The sequence below is a fragment of the Lysinibacillus sp. FW12 genome (assembly GCF_050817245.1).
Classification (GTDB): domain Bacteria; phylum Bacillota; class Bacilli; order Bacillales_A; family Planococcaceae; genus Lysinibacillus; species Lysinibacillus irui.
Genome location: NZ_CP139094.1, coordinates 2038242 through 2052934, shown reverse-complemented (window position 1 = coordinate 2052934; position 14693 = coordinate 2038242). Strand labels below are relative to the sequence as shown.

Annotated in this window: 15 protein-coding genes; 3 read left to right on the top strand and 12 right to left on the bottom strand. The window is 38.8% G+C overall.

What is annotated here, in order from left to right; all coding sequences use genetic code 11:
* Positions 1-388: 388 nt before the first annotated feature.
* The 10 genes from SJW71_RS10410 to SJW71_RS10365 all read right to left on the bottom strand — a co-directional run bounded on the left by SJW71_RS10410 (position 389) and on the right by SJW71_RS10365 (position 9450).
* Positions 389-1177: a lipid II flippase Amj family protein gene (locus SJW71_RS10410; protein WP_274797343.1), complete on the bottom strand. Its 789-nt coding sequence runs from the start codon at positions 1175-1177 to the stop codon at positions 389-391.
* Positions 1178-1335: 158 nt separating this feature from the next.
* A complete protein-coding gene (locus tag SJW71_RS10405; protein ID WP_312506507.1) occupies positions 1336-1833 on the bottom strand; it encodes a kinase in 498 nt (165 codons plus the stop codon).
* Between the two features lie 15 nt (positions 1834-1848).
* A complete protein-coding gene (locus tag SJW71_RS10400; protein WP_431812101.1) occupies positions 1849-3114 on the bottom strand; it encodes an MFS transporter in 1266 nt (421 codons plus the stop codon).
* 270 nt (positions 3115-3384) lie between these two features.
* Entirely contained in the window at positions 3385-4572 is a 1188-nt protein-coding gene (locus SJW71_RS10395; protein WP_322606618.1) for an MFS transporter, read from the bottom strand.
* A gap of 372 nt (positions 4573-4944) precedes the next feature.
* Positions 4945-5814: a metal ABC transporter permease gene (locus SJW71_RS10390; protein ID WP_274793452.1), complete on the bottom strand. Its 870-nt coding sequence runs from the start codon at positions 5812-5814 to the stop codon at positions 4945-4947.
* Positions 5811-6683, bottom strand: a complete 873-nt coding sequence (locus tag SJW71_RS10385; RefSeq protein ID WP_322610613.1) for a metal ABC transporter permease — start codon at positions 6681-6683, stop codon at positions 5811-5813. The genes SJW71_RS10390 and SJW71_RS10385 overlap by 4 nt, the downstream gene beginning before the upstream one ends.
* Before the next feature lie 12 nt (positions 6684-6695).
* Positions 6696-7424, bottom strand: coding sequence for a metal ABC transporter ATP-binding protein (locus tag SJW71_RS10380; protein ID WP_431812100.1), 729 nt, complete (start codon positions 7422-7424; stop codon positions 6696-6698).
* A 10-nt stretch (positions 7425-7434) separates the two neighbouring features.
* Complete coding sequence (locus SJW71_RS10375) at positions 7435-8349, bottom strand: metal ABC transporter solute-binding protein, Zn/Mn family (RefSeq protein WP_274793455.1); 915 nt, start codon at positions 8347-8349, stop codon at positions 7435-7437.
* Between the two features lie 151 nt (positions 8350-8500).
* Positions 8501-8656 (bottom strand): hypothetical protein, encoded by a 156-nt coding sequence (locus SJW71_RS10370; protein WP_313470689.1) that lies wholly within the window; start codon positions 8654-8656, stop codon positions 8501-8503.
* Between the two features lie 185 nt (positions 8657-8841).
* A complete protein-coding gene (locus tag SJW71_RS10365) occupies positions 8842-9450 on the bottom strand; it encodes a TetR/AcrR family transcriptional regulator (protein WP_313470690.1) in 609 nt (202 codons plus the stop codon).
* A gap of 162 nt (positions 9451-9612) precedes the next feature.
* On the opposite strand from SJW71_RS10365, the gene SJW71_RS10360 reads away from it, so the two are divergent.
* The gene (locus SJW71_RS10360; RefSeq protein WP_312506511.1) at positions 9613-10350 is read left to right on the top strand and encodes an SDR family NAD(P)-dependent oxidoreductase; all 738 of its coding nucleotides are present in this window, start codon (positions 9613-9615) and stop codon (positions 10348-10350) included.
* A gap of 142 nt (positions 10351-10492) precedes the next feature.
* Positions 10493-11521 carry an S-layer homology domain-containing protein gene (locus tag SJW71_RS10355; RefSeq protein ID WP_431812099.1) on the top strand — a complete coding sequence of 343 codons (1029 nt, stop codon included), beginning with the start codon at positions 10493-10495 and terminating at the stop codon, positions 11519-11521.
* Between the two features lie 34 nt (positions 11522-11555).
* Here the strand turns inward: SJW71_RS10355 and SJW71_RS10350 are convergent, their stop codons facing one another.
* Both SJW71_RS10350 and SJW71_RS10345 read right to left on the bottom strand, forming a co-directional pair.
* Entirely contained in the window at positions 11556-12443 is an 888-nt protein-coding gene (locus SJW71_RS10350; RefSeq protein ID WP_322610610.1) for a LysR family transcriptional regulator, read from the bottom strand.
* A 250-nt stretch (positions 12444-12693) separates the two neighbouring features.
* Complete coding sequence (locus tag SJW71_RS10345) at positions 12694-13233, bottom strand: flavodoxin family protein (protein ID WP_274793460.1); 540 nt, start codon at positions 13231-13233, stop codon at positions 12694-12696.
* A gap of 403 nt (positions 13234-13636) precedes the next feature.
* Here SJW71_RS10345 and SJW71_RS10340 point away from each other — a divergent pair, with 403 nt between their 5' ends.
* Positions 13637-14650, top strand: a complete 1014-nt coding sequence (locus SJW71_RS10340) for an AraC family transcriptional regulator (RefSeq protein ID WP_274793461.1) — start codon at positions 13637-13639, stop codon at positions 14648-14650.
* Positions 14651-14693: the final 43 nt, after the last annotated feature.

Genomic DNA, 14693 nt, shown 5'->3' with positions numbered 1-14693 from the left:
TTTATATTTAGAGGAGGATTGCGATAGATTATAGAGCCAAACAGCCGCGTAGTAGCTTGTTACTGCCCTTGCTTTTTAATGTCGCGTTCAAGATTATCACTTTAGGTGACCATTACTAATGACAATATTATTCTGCCTCTCACTAGTATTGTGTCTTGCAGGATCGTTTTGCCAAGTTGAATTATGTACCTACCGTGGAAATGAAAGATTTTGTAAGAATCAAAAAATCTTACCTCTAAAAATGAAGAGATAAGATTTTTTACTTTAATTTTCCATAAACGTCCTTACAATTTCTTGTGGATTTGTATGGTGTAAATATTGTCCCCATCCTATGTGATGACTTTCGAGTGTTTACCTGCTCTTCATGTAGTATGAGGGTGTTTTTTTGTTAAGCAATCAGTTTGGCAAACCACGCAACATAATGAGCACCAGGAATCAATAATAACTGTGCCACAATCGTTCCTAAAAATCGGGAAAACATCATCATAACGGAAGCTTTCTTTAAATCAATATAACTTCCTCTTTTATTGATGACATCATCGGCAAGAATAGAAATTTTAGGGTCAATGAATAAAATCAAAAGGATTGTCGCTATGCCATTAATTAATCCAGACGCCATAACCGCAGTGGTCTTTAATTCAGGTACTAATAAAGTGGCGTACAAAGCAGATAAAACCCCAATAGTATAGATGGCCGTAATGATAATATTAATGACAAATAATTTAATTGGTATATCTCGTAAGCTGATGCCTTTTAGATAGGTAAAACGAGGTTTATGAATATGCTTTACACCTCGTCGCACATATTCAAGCGTAAAGCCTTTTTTCAACAATGCTGGGATTGAACCCCTCTCGTCAGCCAAATGGACAATGGCCCTTGAAAAAATGGCTACAAAGGTAGGGATTAATAAGATTCCTACTAGTGTGCCAAATGATGCCGCTCCTATAATCATTCGAAACTGATATTCGACATGTGTCAAAGCAGTATCAACAGGTGCAGTATCAACTAGGCTTCCTGTAAACGGCTGTTGCATCATATTTGCTAGTCTCGACACCATCACCATCACATTAAAAAGAGATAAAGCTGACGCTAGTAATCTGACCCGTGCTCCTGATAAACGCACTGCATAAGCAAGCGTTTCAATAGCATGAATGATTAAAATGAATAAAGCAATCATGATTAATTTTTCTGTTATTAAATCCACATCAATACCTACTCTGAGCTTTCTAACGATTTAACATTGTGACGCTTTTCCCTTCAAAGTAGTTCCAATTGAAAAAATCTTACCCTAAGAATGATCAGGGTAAGACCTAAATACCGTTCTATCCATATTAATTACTTCTGTAGCTGCTTTAAAATTAGTTTTAATATATCTTCCTGTGACATATCATTCGTCAACAGCGTTTCACCAGCGACGCCAAGATAATCTTTCGGATGCCACCAGGTACGTAATGAATCTTCTCCGAACTCATTCTTTTTGGCTCTAGAATGATGACGACTAACAGTTTCCTCAAAAGTTAAATCGAAATAATACGTAAAGGCTTTTTGATCATAAAATTGGATTAAGTTTTTCAGCATATCTCCGTAACGACTTTCATTCAATATTCCCTCTACAATGACAAATTTGCATCGACCTTTCCCATATTCCGCGATTTGGCGAATTAACTCAATGGAAAGGTTACCTTCTCTGTCATGAACTTTTAACATATCACGACGGACCACATCCTGTGGGACCACAAGCGTGCCATGTCCAAGATGATGTTGAAGACTTTTAGCGATTGTCGTTTTGCCACTGCCAGAATTTCCTCGAATGATAATTAGATTAGATGCCAATTTCTTCTCTCCTTTTTAAGCCGCTCTTCTCGACCAAATAACTACAGGAATAAGTACTAGAGACAATAGCCCTCCCGCTAAGGATAATGCTGCATAGCTTGCATTCGCCACTACCATACCGGATAGCGCCCCACCTGATGCACCTGCCAATGCAACCAAGACATCCATTTTTCCTTGTGTTTTTGCACGTATGGAAGGCTCTGTCGCATCGACGATTTGAGCTGTCCCACTAATTAAACCGAAATTCCAACCTAATCCGAGTAAAGAAAGTGCCACAATGAGTAACACCATCGAATCGCTCGGTGCAAACGCGGCCACTAAACCAGCAAATAGCAGTGTAATACCTGAGGCAATACTCATAGCTGTCCGTCCAATTTTATCGACAAGGATACCTGTAATGAGTGAAGGAAGATACATGGAACCTACATGAAACCCGATAACAATGCCTACCTCTGCTAAACCATGGCCATGATGTTTCATATGTACTGGTGTCATCGTCATAATCGCAACCATGACAATTTGCGTTAAAACCATAACCGTTGCCCCTACTGCTAGGCCTTTTTTATTGCCTGATGTTTGCATGGCTGGTGTTTTATTTGCTTTAATTTTGTGCTTGTGTGCTTCAATAGCTTTGGCAATTTCTAAAGGATCAGGACGTAACATGATAAATAGCACAAGTCCAGCGGCAATAAAAGCAACTGCAGATAAAATAAAAGGACCCGCAAGAGCTGGAATACCAATAGATAATGCCACTTTTCCCATTACTTCGACTAAGTTCGGACCTAGTACAGCACCGAATGTTGTCATGAGCATAGTCGTGCTAATCGCTGTAGCTCGTTGTTTATCATTGGCTAAATCTGTCCCAGCATAGCGGGCCTGTAAATTGGTCGCCGTGCCTGCACCATAGATTAATAGAGCAGCAAACAATACAATTACATTATTTAGCAAAGCAGCTAGAACAACACCTATTGCACCTAGTCCACCTACTATAAAACCAGTTGATAAGCCTGTACGACGGCCATATCGCTGTGATATTTTTCCTACAATGAAAGCCGCTCCTGCTGATCCTAACGTAAATAAGGCAGATGGTACACCCGCATAGGCATCCGTTCCCATCATTTGTTGAGCTAATAAGGCACCTACTGTAATACCTGCCGCAAGACCAGCACCACCAAAAATTTGGGATAGACTGACAACCATTAATACACGCTTATACAAGCTTTTCAGTTTTTCAGGTGAATCAATATAGGACGCTATTGCCTCTTGATTTTTTCCATCCATTCTTTAACCTACTTTCTTTAAATCTACATATCGTACCTTGCTAGCTTTAGAAGGTAGCTATCTCATCGCTGCTTTTCTATCCATATTGGAAGCCTACTCAAGGTACTTTATGTTTATAAGATGACTTTAATCTACATTAATATGGTTTTACCATTGTCCCACATTAAATGAAGAAGGAACTGTCTGGTAGACAGCTCCTTTTTATCTGCCCTCATCAGTATACCACTATGGGTATTTCGCTTGAAGAAGCAGAGCATGAATGACACGAAATTAATAGGCATGCATAACGACTTTCTTTTTCTTTGAGTAAAACAAAAAAGTAGTTGTTAAGCTTAGGCTAATAATCCCAAAAACAAGCCCCATGCCATTTAAGCCGATTAAATCGAGCATCATACCCGTCGACAACAGGACGATTTGAAAGACAACCGAATCAATCATATTTCGGAAGGAGAAAAAGCGCCCATGGAACTGTTTCGGTACTTGTTTCTGGAAAATAACCATTGTTGTTGGGAAAAAACAACCAACGGAAAAACCAAAGACTCCAAAGGCTACTAAAGCAAAAAATTGAATATCTGCTAGTAACAGCATGAGCTCCATTGATCCGATAATAAAGGCTAATGAAAAGAGCAGTGTACCCAATTGTACACGTTCAGCAATGATTTTTAAGCCCGCCGCTCCTAGCATAAAGCCGATACCTTCCACTGTGTATAACAATCCTGAAATGGTCGTCGATTGATGTATTTCTGAAATTTTCATAATGACTAAATTAAATGAACCTAAAAATAAAGTTGGAATTAACATTAAGACAAGTGTCATGAGAACTATTGGGTGCTCTTTCACCATCGGCAACACTTCTTTAAAATTCCCTTTTTCTTTATTTGACATTGTTTCATTGGACGTTTCATTCAATTGCAGTAAGCTTGTAATGGCAAACATGACCACGTAGACAATAAATGAAATAATATATAACCATTTTAATTCAAAAAAACTCAACATAAATCCTGCTGCTGCCGTACCTACGATCCTCGAAATGGTTCTTGCATTCATTTGCCAAGCATTCAGCGTAATTAAATCTTGTTCTTTCGCAATCATTGGGATAATAGATTGCAAGGCTGGCATATAAAACGCTGCTGCTATTTGCAAGGTAATTAAAAATAGAATCATCCAAATAACTGAATTGGTATAAAGAGCTGTAAACATAAATAAAACACTGACGATACGTCCAATACTGGCCATTTGGACAACCGTTTTTTTCTTTGATTGGTCAATAATTCGCCCTGCCATTGGACCGACAACTAAGCCCGCTAAAATACCACAAGAAATAATTAGTGATTTGTGAAAGTCTGACGGTACTACCTCTTGCATAAAGGCTAGATTGCCGATAATACCAGCCCATAGGCCGAGACCGACGACAAATTCACCTAATAAAATAATCCAAACGTTTCTATTTCTCCACATGCTGTTCTCCTTGTTGTTTCAATAAAATTTATCGTAACAAAATTTTAAATATTCGTACATATAAATATAGAAAAAATTGTTAGTTTAAATGCCATTCCTTCCCTTTCTAGCATTTCTTAACGAGTATACTATTTTTCCTATGAGGAATACTCATCCTAAAGTTTGAACTTGTAAGCTAAATAGAAAAAACATCGTTTGATGGACGCTCAAACGATGTTTCATGTTGTTAAAAAAGAATTTTGTCACGAGTGAGAATCGAGGCAAAGGATTGATTGTTGGTCCATCCGTACAGGGGCTCCCAATGAAATTGTTTGCAGTTAGTGAACACCCTTTTTCCCCTTTCATAAAAATGCTATTGATTGTTTATTATCTTTACGGCATGTCTAATTTATGAACTAGTGCTTTTTTTCTTCGGTCGATTATTTTTTGGCTGACGAAGGTAACGATAAAGACAAACCCGACTGTTGTCGCCATCATTCCAGCTATCGAAGTATCCCAAAACTTGGCTAAATAATAGCCGATCACAGAGGCTGTAGCGCCGAAGAGCATGCTATAGATAAACATTTGCTTAATTGTCTTACTGATTAAATAGGAGGTGGCTGCAGGACCTATTAACATAGCAACTACTAAAATCGCTCCTACACTATCAAAGGCCGCTACAGTAGTGAACGAAATGGATGTCATAAAGCCATAATGAAGAAGGACAACAGGAACCCCAATCGTTGCAGCATACACAGGATCAAAAGTAGCAAGCTTCATTTCTTTAAAGAATAATAGCAGGAATATACTGTTAATCATGAGGACCAGTAATAACATCCATACAGCTTTAGGCATCGCTAGACCAAGCACTGTCCATTGATCCCAAGGGACAAAGGCAATTTCCCCCATTAAGACATGTTCGACATCTAAATGGACATTGCCTGCAAACAGGGTGATAAGGAGGACACCAGCCGCAAACAAGGATGTAAATACCACCCCTATCGCCGCGTCTTCCTGAATCCCAGAGGAATGCAATAGTTGTACGAGATAAGCTGTTAACACCCCTGCAACTGCTGCACCTACAAGCATCCAAAAGCCATTTAATGTTTGGGTAATCAGGTAGGCCATCACAATGCCAAAGAGCACCGTATGACTAATGGCATCTGCTATCATGGACATGCGACGTAAGATTAGGAAAACACCAGCAATGCCACATGTAACACCAACTAATAGTCCCGTGAAGATAACCCAAAATTCAATCATCCTATATCACCCTGCTTTCGAAATTGCATTTTTCTACGATATTTACTAATTTGACCAGTTGGGCTGATAAAATAGGAAATAAAGAATATTCCTGCTGCAACTAAAACGATAATCGGGCCTGTCGATAATCCCGTCCGAATCGCACTAATAAAGGAACCAGTTATACCAGCGATCCCTCCAATCGCGGCACTCAAGATGAGCATCGTACTTAATTTCTTCGTCCAAAGCTTGGCACTTGCAGCAGGAATAATTAATAAAGCCGACATTAAGATGACACCCACCGCTTGGATTCCTGTCACAATCGTCATAACAATTAACACCGTTAACGTTGCCTTTAAAGCCTCAATCGGTAAGCCAATTCCCTTTGCATAGACAGGATCAAAAATAAGTAGCTTCCATTCCTTATAGAACAAGAGACTGACTAAAATAATGATGCTTGCACTAATAAAGAGCCACATTAAATCGGCCTTAGTCATCGTCGCCGCTTTCCCAAAAATAAAATTATTCAGACCGCTCTGATTACCGATTGGACTACGGTTAACAACTGTTAAAAATACAACCCCAATACCAAAGAATACTGTAAGGACTAAGCCAATAGCCGCATCTGCTTTCATTTTTGAAAACGATACAATCCATTGTATACAATAAACTGATAATGCAGATGTAATGCCCGCTCCCAGCATTAAAATCGGTAATTCCTTTTGTCCTGTTAACAGGAATGCGAGCGCAATACCTGGTAATGCTGCATGGGCCGCAGCATCACCAACTAGGCTTTGTTTTTGCAGGAAGGAGAATGTGCCTGTGATGCCAGCAGCAATGCCAAGTAACATCGTTCCACTCAGTACCCACAATAAGTTACCACTTAACATAGTGCCCCCTCCTTATACATGCTGCATCATGAACAGTTTACCACCGTATGTTTTTTGTAATTCCTCTGGTGTAAATACATCTTCTGTTGCACCCGATGCTAAAATGGTTTTGTTTAATAAAATCGTATAATCAAAATATTCTTTGACGGTTTGAAGATCATGGTGCACAACAAAAATACTTTTCCCTTGTGCCTTTAACTCTTTCAAAATATCAATAATCGTTTTTTCTGTCGCAGCATCTACCCCTGCAAATGGCTCATCTAGGAAGTAAATATCGGCGTTTTGTGCAAGGGCTCTTGCAAGAAATACACGCTGTTGCTGACCTCCTGAAAGTTGCCCAATGGAACGCTCTGCAAAGTCTAGCATCCCAACACTAGCTAATGCTTGGCGGGCAACCATTTTATCTTGCTTGGATGGTCTTTTAAATAAACCTGTATGACCATACCGTCCCATCAGCACCACATCCAATGCATTTGTTGGGAAATCCCAATCCACAGCATTGCGCTGTGGGACATAGCCAACAACTAAACTTTTTGGCTCAAACACTTTTCCTAAAATTTCAACCTTTCCTACTTTATTAGGCAGCTGATTTAAGATAGCCTTTAAAAATGTTGATTTGCCTGCACCGTTTGGGCCAATAATGGCAGCTAAATGTCCTTTAGGCACCGTCACACAGGCATTTTCTAATACTGTTTTTTTATCATATGCGACTGATAGATTTTCCACTGTTAATGCATACATCGTCATTCACCTACTTTAATGCATCGACGATTGTGTCGATGTTATGTTGATACATCCCGATATACGTACCTTCTGTTGTACCTTCAGCACCCATCGCATCCGAGAATAGTTCTCCACCGATTACAATGTCGTGCCCCTTTTCTTGAGCCCCTTCAATCACGGCTTTCATCGCTTTATCTGACACACTGGATTCTATAAAAATAGCCTTAATTTTATTTTCTACTAAAAAATCGACCATCTCCTGCACATCTTTGACACCATACTCTGAATCCGTACTAAGTCCTTGCAAGCCACGTACTTCAAACCCTTGACTTCTACCGAAATAGTTGAACGCATCATGTGCTGTTACTAATATCCTTTGCTCTTGTGGTAGTTCATTGACACGATTTTTTGCATAGCTTTGTAAATCCTCCAGTTTCTTTAAATAAACATCTTCATTTGTTTGAAAATCCTCTTTAAATTCAGGATATTCCTCCTGAAGTTGTACACTAATTGCTTTCACAACGCCCTTCCAAAGTTCAATATCAAACCAAATATGCGGATCATGCAACATGGCGTCATTATCACTTGCAAGGAGCAGCTTTTCATCTAATGTCTCTCCCACAGCCAAGACTGTTTTTTCTTTTGCCATTTGTTCAAAAATAGCAAGCATTTGTCCTTCTAGATGTAAGCCGTTGTAAAAAATGACTTCGGCTTTATCTAATTTTGATAAATCACTTTGAGTCGCCTTGTATAAATGAGGATCTACTCCTGGCCCCATTAATGCTGATACTTGTAAATGGTCACCACTAATCTCTTTAATAGCATCTGCAATTTGTCCAGTGGTTGCAACAACAATCCCCTCTTTTTCACCCTCCGCTTCACTTGAACAACCGAATAATAGCAGGGAGAGTGATAGGATGAATACACCTAACCATTGTTTCATTTTTGTACCTCTACTTTCTCTTATTTAGCGATTGCTTGAAAAAAGCGGGAATGAATATAATAGGCGGACAAGCATCGTTGCCGTTGCTATGTCCGCAATTTTCATAGCCTCCAATATTCAGAGCGTCACTCTTTCTCTGCAACCACATTGTTTATATGATTTTCCGAATAAGCTGGCGCCAACTCATCCAGAAAATGATTAATATCATGCCAGCTCCTACTGATTCCGTAAGTTTCCATAAAATTGTAAGAATCAATAAGACAACCATTGGAAGAATCGTCAGCTTGAAATCACCAATTTCTTTCATCCGAGCACTCTTCTTTCTTTAGAGATATTTTGTTTCCCTTAGGAAAAATATATGCTTAAATAAAAGAAAATTCAACTACTTTATTAAAATTTCTTGTAAAAAATTTTTTTCTTAAGGAAAAATTAATTTCGCCCATATAAAAAAATCCCTAATAAGATCATTAGAGATTTTTTTCAATACTTATTTTACGGTTCCATTTCTTGCGGTTTCCCAATAAATTCAAATGCATAAATATGTGTTTTGGTCAATTCAATAATATCTTTGATTAATGCATCCTCGGATTTCTCATAGCCACTGGCAATCCACTGCATCATCAATCCATAAAAGCCGTAAGAAGTATAATGCTTGAACATGTCCATATTAACAGGCTGATGATTAATCGTTTCAAATTTAAATTGCTCTTGATAAATTTTTGTAATGGTGAGCGGCATACGTGTATGCAATCCAGGAATTGTATCTTCGACGTTCAATAGCTCGAAAAATAACCGATGCTTGTAAATATAATGAATAATATTGAAAGATGGCGCTTTTAATTTTGTTGTATAAACCTTTTCTCCATACAGATACGGTTCACCTACAGCTACTTCAAGACCTTTCAGCATCAGTTCCAGTAAATTTGCTGCCAGCTCGAATTTATCTTGAAAATGCACATAAAAGGTACTACGGTTATAGCCTGCTCGTTCTACAATATCCTTCACTGTAATCGTTTGGAACCCTTGTATTTTTATTAGCTCGCTAAACGCCTCATAAAAATGGCGGCGCGTTCTTTCCTGTCTTTGTGTCCATTTTGGCACTATTTTTTTCCTCCCTTTTAGACATATTGAGCAAATCTGTCTACTAGTTAGACACTTGCGACGACATTAGTGATTGTTTCCGTTTTCAAGCGTTTTACAATAAAAGTACACCGTGATTTACGTAGTGTGCAAGAAAAATTATTCCTAAAGGGAGTGTCATATATGGGGAAATTACAAGATAAAGTCGCAATTATTACAGGTGGTGCTTCTGGTATTGGTGCCGCAACTGCTCAACTCTTTGTTGCAGAAGGTGCAAAGGTAGTACTTGTTGATTTAAATGAAGAAAAAGGCCAAGCATTTGCTGCTCAACTACAAGCAACGGGAGCAGAGGCTATCTTTATTAAAGCAAATGTAACTGATGAACTTGAAGTTGCTTCTATCTATCAAACAACAATCGAGACATTTGGCAAAGTCGATGTCCTTTTTAATAATGCGGGGATTGGTCGTGTTACACCAACAGAAGAGTTACCTTATGCGGAATGGCGCCAAACAGTGAATGTAGATTTAGATGGCGTATTTTTAATGGCGCAAGCTGCCATTAAAGAAATGCTAAAAGCAAACGGCGGTACAATCGTTAATACCGCTTCGATGTATGGATGGGTTGGATCAGCAGGATCAGCAGCCTATAATGCAGCAAAAGGTGGCGTCATTAATTTAACACGTTCATTAGCATTGGAATTTGCTACTCGTGGTATCCGTGTCAATGCGCTATGCCCTGGTTTTATTGATACACCTATTATCCCAGAAGAGAGCAAAGAGCCATTACGTCAAGTAACACCGATGCAACGTTTAGGTCAACCAGAGGAAATGGCAAAAGCTGTTTTATTTATGGCTTGTGACGATTCAACATTTATGACAGGTAACACATTAACAGTAGATGGTGGCTATACAGCCCAATAGATAACTTTAAATAATCGCTTCTTCAGCAGAAGATAGCGATTATTTTTTCTTATAAGGACTATTAATCTTAGAAAAATTTGCAGTTTTTATCCATTTCCTGCAAACTATTAACATAACGAGCAAGAAAGGATGAAGATGACAAATGAAAAAATTAATATGTACATTATTATTTTCCATTCTTATCGTAGGCAGTGCAGGCAATGTACAAGCTGCTAGTTTTAGAGATGTATCAGAGGATCATTATGCCTATGAAGCTATCTTATGGGCAGAGGAATATGATATTGTGAATGGTTTTACTGATGGGACGTTTAAACCAAATGCTACTATTACTGAACAGCAATTAGCCAAACTATTAGCTAATTTTTATGAGCTTGAATCCCCTATCGATGAATTAAAGAAACAAACTCCTTCGGCAAACTGGTCAGATGAATTTTATAACCAGCTCGCTAGCTATGGAGTTCCTTTAAATGGCTATTTCGACAACCGAATTCGAGCAGCTACAGTGAAGCGTGGTGTAGTGGCACAAGCCATTGCTCATTTAGCTAGTGGTAAGAAAGGCTTAGATCAATCCATTCAGTTTTTACTCGATTATTATATTTCATCAGGGCAAAATCCACAGTATGAAGACCGTAATTTACAGAAGTTTTATGGGGTGACGAACAATATGACACGTGCCCAAGTAGTCACAATGCTTTACCGCATGGATGAACGAAATTTTTATGAAATCTCCGCAGATGCACAAGCCATACATGATAATGCCAACAATGTATCATTAATGGCAAGAGCGAAAAATGCTCAAAGTCTGCTTGATAAATCTTTGCAACAGGCTACACCTGGTAAAAGTGCCTGGGAAGGTGTCTACACGTATTATTACAAATGGGGTAAGGGTGCCAATGATTTTAACCGCCGCGACGCTGTCATTTCCAACGCTACAAGTAACAGTTTCTCTATTGCTTTAACAGCGAATGATGGAACAGCTTCAGGTAATGTCAATGGAACTGCCACGATAACAAGTAGTACAAAAGCTTTGATGAATAAATCCTCAAACGGCAATCGCTGTGTTGTCGAATTAGAGCGTTTATCCAACAATGCCCTCAAAGTGTCTGAGGTTGATTGCCGGGCAGAGCGTAATGAAGGCACTAATTTCTCTGGAACATTAAAGAAACAATAGCTAGCAAAGGAGTCTGATACATTCAGGCTCTTTTTTAATCCCCAAGCGTTTGATACTTCTGCTTGGCAATAGCAATAAAATCAAGGAGACACGGTGGCAAATCCTTATCTTTATGCCAAGCAATATCTGTATAAATAGGAGCTAGCTTTAATGTGGACGGTATCTCTGTTACAAGTCCCATTGTCAGCTCTTTTTCTACGACCATTTTAGGTAAAAACGTCATCCCTAAGCCTGCGATTACACATTGTTTGATCGCTTCAATACTGGCAAATTCAATCATTTGTAATGGCCTAACCCCTTCTAGTTGAAGCAATGCTTCTAAATGATTTCGATAAGAGCACCCTGTTTCAGTTAACAGCATCGTTTCAAGTGCTAGCTGTTGAGCGGAAAGCGGCTCCCTTCTTTCAATAGGTGCACTGACGAAAATAAGCTGCTCTTCAATCAACCGCTGTCGCTGTAGCATTGATGTCTCCTGGTACGTATCTGTTATAAAGGCAACATCTAAATCCCCTACCTGTAATAGCTTTTTAGCAATGTCCGTTGTATGCACTGGCTTAAAAATGATTTTCACATGGGGGTGAACCTGTTGAAATTGCTGTAAAATGCTCGGCAAACGATAGACACATTGGCTTTCCTGTGCTCCCACCTTTAATAGGACTTGCTCCTGCTCGTTGGATATCGCTTTTTTCATTTCACGATCTAGCTCTAGCATTTTTTTGGCATATTGTTGAAGTCGCTTGCCCTCTTCCGTTAGGATAATACGCTTACCAAGACGCTCAAAAAGATTAACACCTAACTCTTGTTCTAATGTTTTTACTTGAGCTGTAATACTTGATTGAGCGTAGTCAAGAAGCTGGGCCGTCTTTGTAAAGCTTAATGTTTCAGCTGCTGTTAAAAACGTTTGAAGCTGCTTTAAATCCATTACTCGAACTCCTTTATCTTTTTTTTCGATAGTTTTTGCCAAAACATTCATCTTTTCCGATAATAAAACTAAGTGTACACTAGTTGGTAGATGGAAGAAAGAAGCTAGCCAATTGAAATTTCGGACGTTCATGCCTTTTCAAATAAAAGAAACGTATTTGGAACCACTATCGTCCAAATACGTTCTTTGTCATCTGCTCAAAAAAATAAATCAAACTATTAGTTATCTGCGTCTCTTTTAAACAAAGAAGCTATTGTAATTCTTTTCGAAGATGTTCTGCTGCAGATATTGCTTTTAGATCTTGAACGATATCGCCTGGTTTATTTCCTTCACCTAGAATATAGCCTGCAAAAGTTGTACCAACAAAGTCAAAGATATGTTGAAATTGCTGAATCATTGGTAAACCTTTGATAGACGGCTCATCCCCTCCAACTGCAATGACATATGCTTTTTTAGAAGACATCAATGCCTTAAAATCAGGATAATTCGGGTCTCTTAAAGATTGGGACCATCGATCAATAAAGTTCTTCATTATTCCTGTCATACTATACCAATAAATAGGGGTAGAAAAAATAAGAATATCATGCGGAAGTATTCGGTCAATGACGGCATTATAATCATCGTTGACATCAGAAAACCCCTCCTCTGCATGACGCTTATCGATTATTGGCTCAATGCTATAATCCTTTAAATAAATTTCTTCAACCATCAAGCCTTGTGTGACTAATTTTGTTAAAGTCTCTACATTCCCATCCGGACGATTTCCACCGTAAATAACTGCTATAGACATGTTTTTTATCCCCGCTTCCTTGAAGTTTTTACTATTGTTCCCCTATGTCTATATCTTATTATGATCAAACAAATCGATAAAGATGATTATTTCGATAAAATCAATCGAAAAAAGTGATTTTGTAAATTCCTTTCTTGGCTATTTGAAAAAAGAAAAATACTTCTAACCTAGTAATCTAGATATGCTAAAGTTAACGGAATTGCCAGGAGCTTACCTGCTCTATCAAGCTAGCAATAAAAATAAAATTTGTTTTCTAAAAATTTGGCGTACATAGCAAGTTTTTAGTCGCTATTTGCTAGTTACAAGTCGTGATGGAAACGATACTATATAAACTGTCCCGTACAAACACTAAAGACAATAATCACATATAAACACTACATGCAAATGAATTAAGGAGGCTCAAATGTTGACGTTACAAAGCTCTAATCGTATAAAAATGCCGGTGGGATTTTGGGAAGGCATACGTCAATTAGGGATAGTCCCCCACGACGTAGTTCGAAAAGCACGACTACCACTCACGATCATGAATGAATCAGTAGTCTCCACAATCCAATATTTAGCGATTTGGCAGGCTTATTCTGATCTTATTGACGATACTGCCAAAGGAATGATCAAACTAGCCACTAGCTTTGATTCAAATCATTATCCGCCTACTGTCTTAGTAGCCTACCATGCTCGTGATTATCGTGATGCTCTAAAAAGAATGGCACGGTACAAGCAACTGTGTCCTCCAGAAAGCTTACGTATCACTGAGGAGGGTGAGGATTGTACAATCGATCTAGAATGGTCGTATCCTGGGCAATCCGGTCCCCCTATGCTGGTTGGTATCACACTTGCATTTCTACTTGAGCTTGGACGCCGTGGGACAGGTCAACCTATAACAGCTAAGTTAGTTGAATTTACACATGCAATGGGCGATGTACAGACTCTTGAAGATTATTTCGGTTGTTGTATTCAGATTGGTGCAAAGCGTAACCGGTTGACGTTACATCGAGGAGATCTGGACCGTCACTTTACTTCATATAACTTGGAGTTGTTGGAAATTTTGACCCCTCTTTTGGATCAATCGTTAAATGAACACCAACATAACCGCTCCTTCACCGAGATGGTCAAATGGATGATGAAACGAAGCTTAGCAGGAGGACGCCCTGATATTCAGACAATCGCAAGCGAGTTAGGGATGAGTGATCGTACCTTGCAGCGTAGGCTTACTAATGAATGCACGAGCTTTAAACATTTGTTAGCACAAGTTCGACAGGATCAGGCCCGAGCGTATCTAGCTGATCCCTCGCTTGATATGAAAGATATCGCCTTCTTGATTGGTTATGAAGATCAGAACTCGTTCTACCGTGCCTTCCACCTTTGGGAAGGTGATACACCATCAAATTGGCGTGCTAAACATATAGAAACAAACTAGATCATTGGATCTTATAAAAATTTCGAACAAAAATAGGATTTTA

Coding starts and splice junctions, on each gene's coding strand:
- SJW71_RS10410 (WP_274797343.1), bottom strand. CDS start 1,177: ATGATTGCTTTATTCATTTTAATCATTCATGCTATTGAAACGCTTGCT.
- SJW71_RS10400 (WP_431812101.1), bottom strand. CDS start 3,114: ATGGATGGAAAAAATCAAGAGGCAATAGCGTCCTATATTGATTCACCT.
- SJW71_RS10395 (WP_322606618.1), bottom strand. CDS start 4,572: ATGTGGAGAAATAGAAACGTTTGGATTATTTTATTAGGTGAATTTGTC.
- SJW71_RS10390 (WP_274793452.1), bottom strand. CDS start 5,814: ATGATTGAATTTTGGGTTATCTTCACGGGACTATTAGTTGGTGTTACA.
- SJW71_RS10385 (WP_322610613.1), bottom strand. CDS start 6,683: ATGTTAAGTGGTAACTTATTGTGGGTACTGAGTGGAACGATGTTACTT.
- SJW71_RS10380 (WP_431812100.1), bottom strand. CDS start 7,424: ATGTATGCATTAACAGTGGAAAATCTATCAGTCGCATATGATAAAAAA.
- SJW71_RS10375 (WP_274793455.1), bottom strand. CDS start 8,349: ATGAAACAATGGTTAGGTGTATTCATCCTATCACTCTCCCTGCTATTA.
- SJW71_RS10370 (WP_313470689.1), bottom strand. CDS start 8,656: ATGAAAGAAATTGGTGATTTCAAGCTGACGATTCTTCCAATGGTTGTC.
- SJW71_RS10360 (WP_312506511.1), top strand. CDS start 9,613: ATGGGGAAATTACAAGATAAAGTCGCAATTATTACAGGTGGTGCTTCT.
- SJW71_RS10355 (WP_431812099.1), top strand. CDS start 10,493: ATGAAAAAATTAATATGTACATTATTATTTTCCATTCTTATCGTAGGC.
- SJW71_RS10350 (WP_322610610.1), bottom strand. CDS start 12,443: ATGGATTTAAAGCAGCTTCAAACGTTTTTAACAGCAGCTGAAACATTA.
- SJW71_RS10345 (WP_274793460.1), bottom strand. CDS start 13,233: ATGTCTATAGCAGTTATTTACGGTGGAAATCGTCCGGATGGGAATGTA.
- SJW71_RS10340 (WP_274793461.1), top strand. CDS start 13,637: ATGTTGACGTTACAAAGCTCTAATCGTATAAAAATGCCGGTGGGATTT.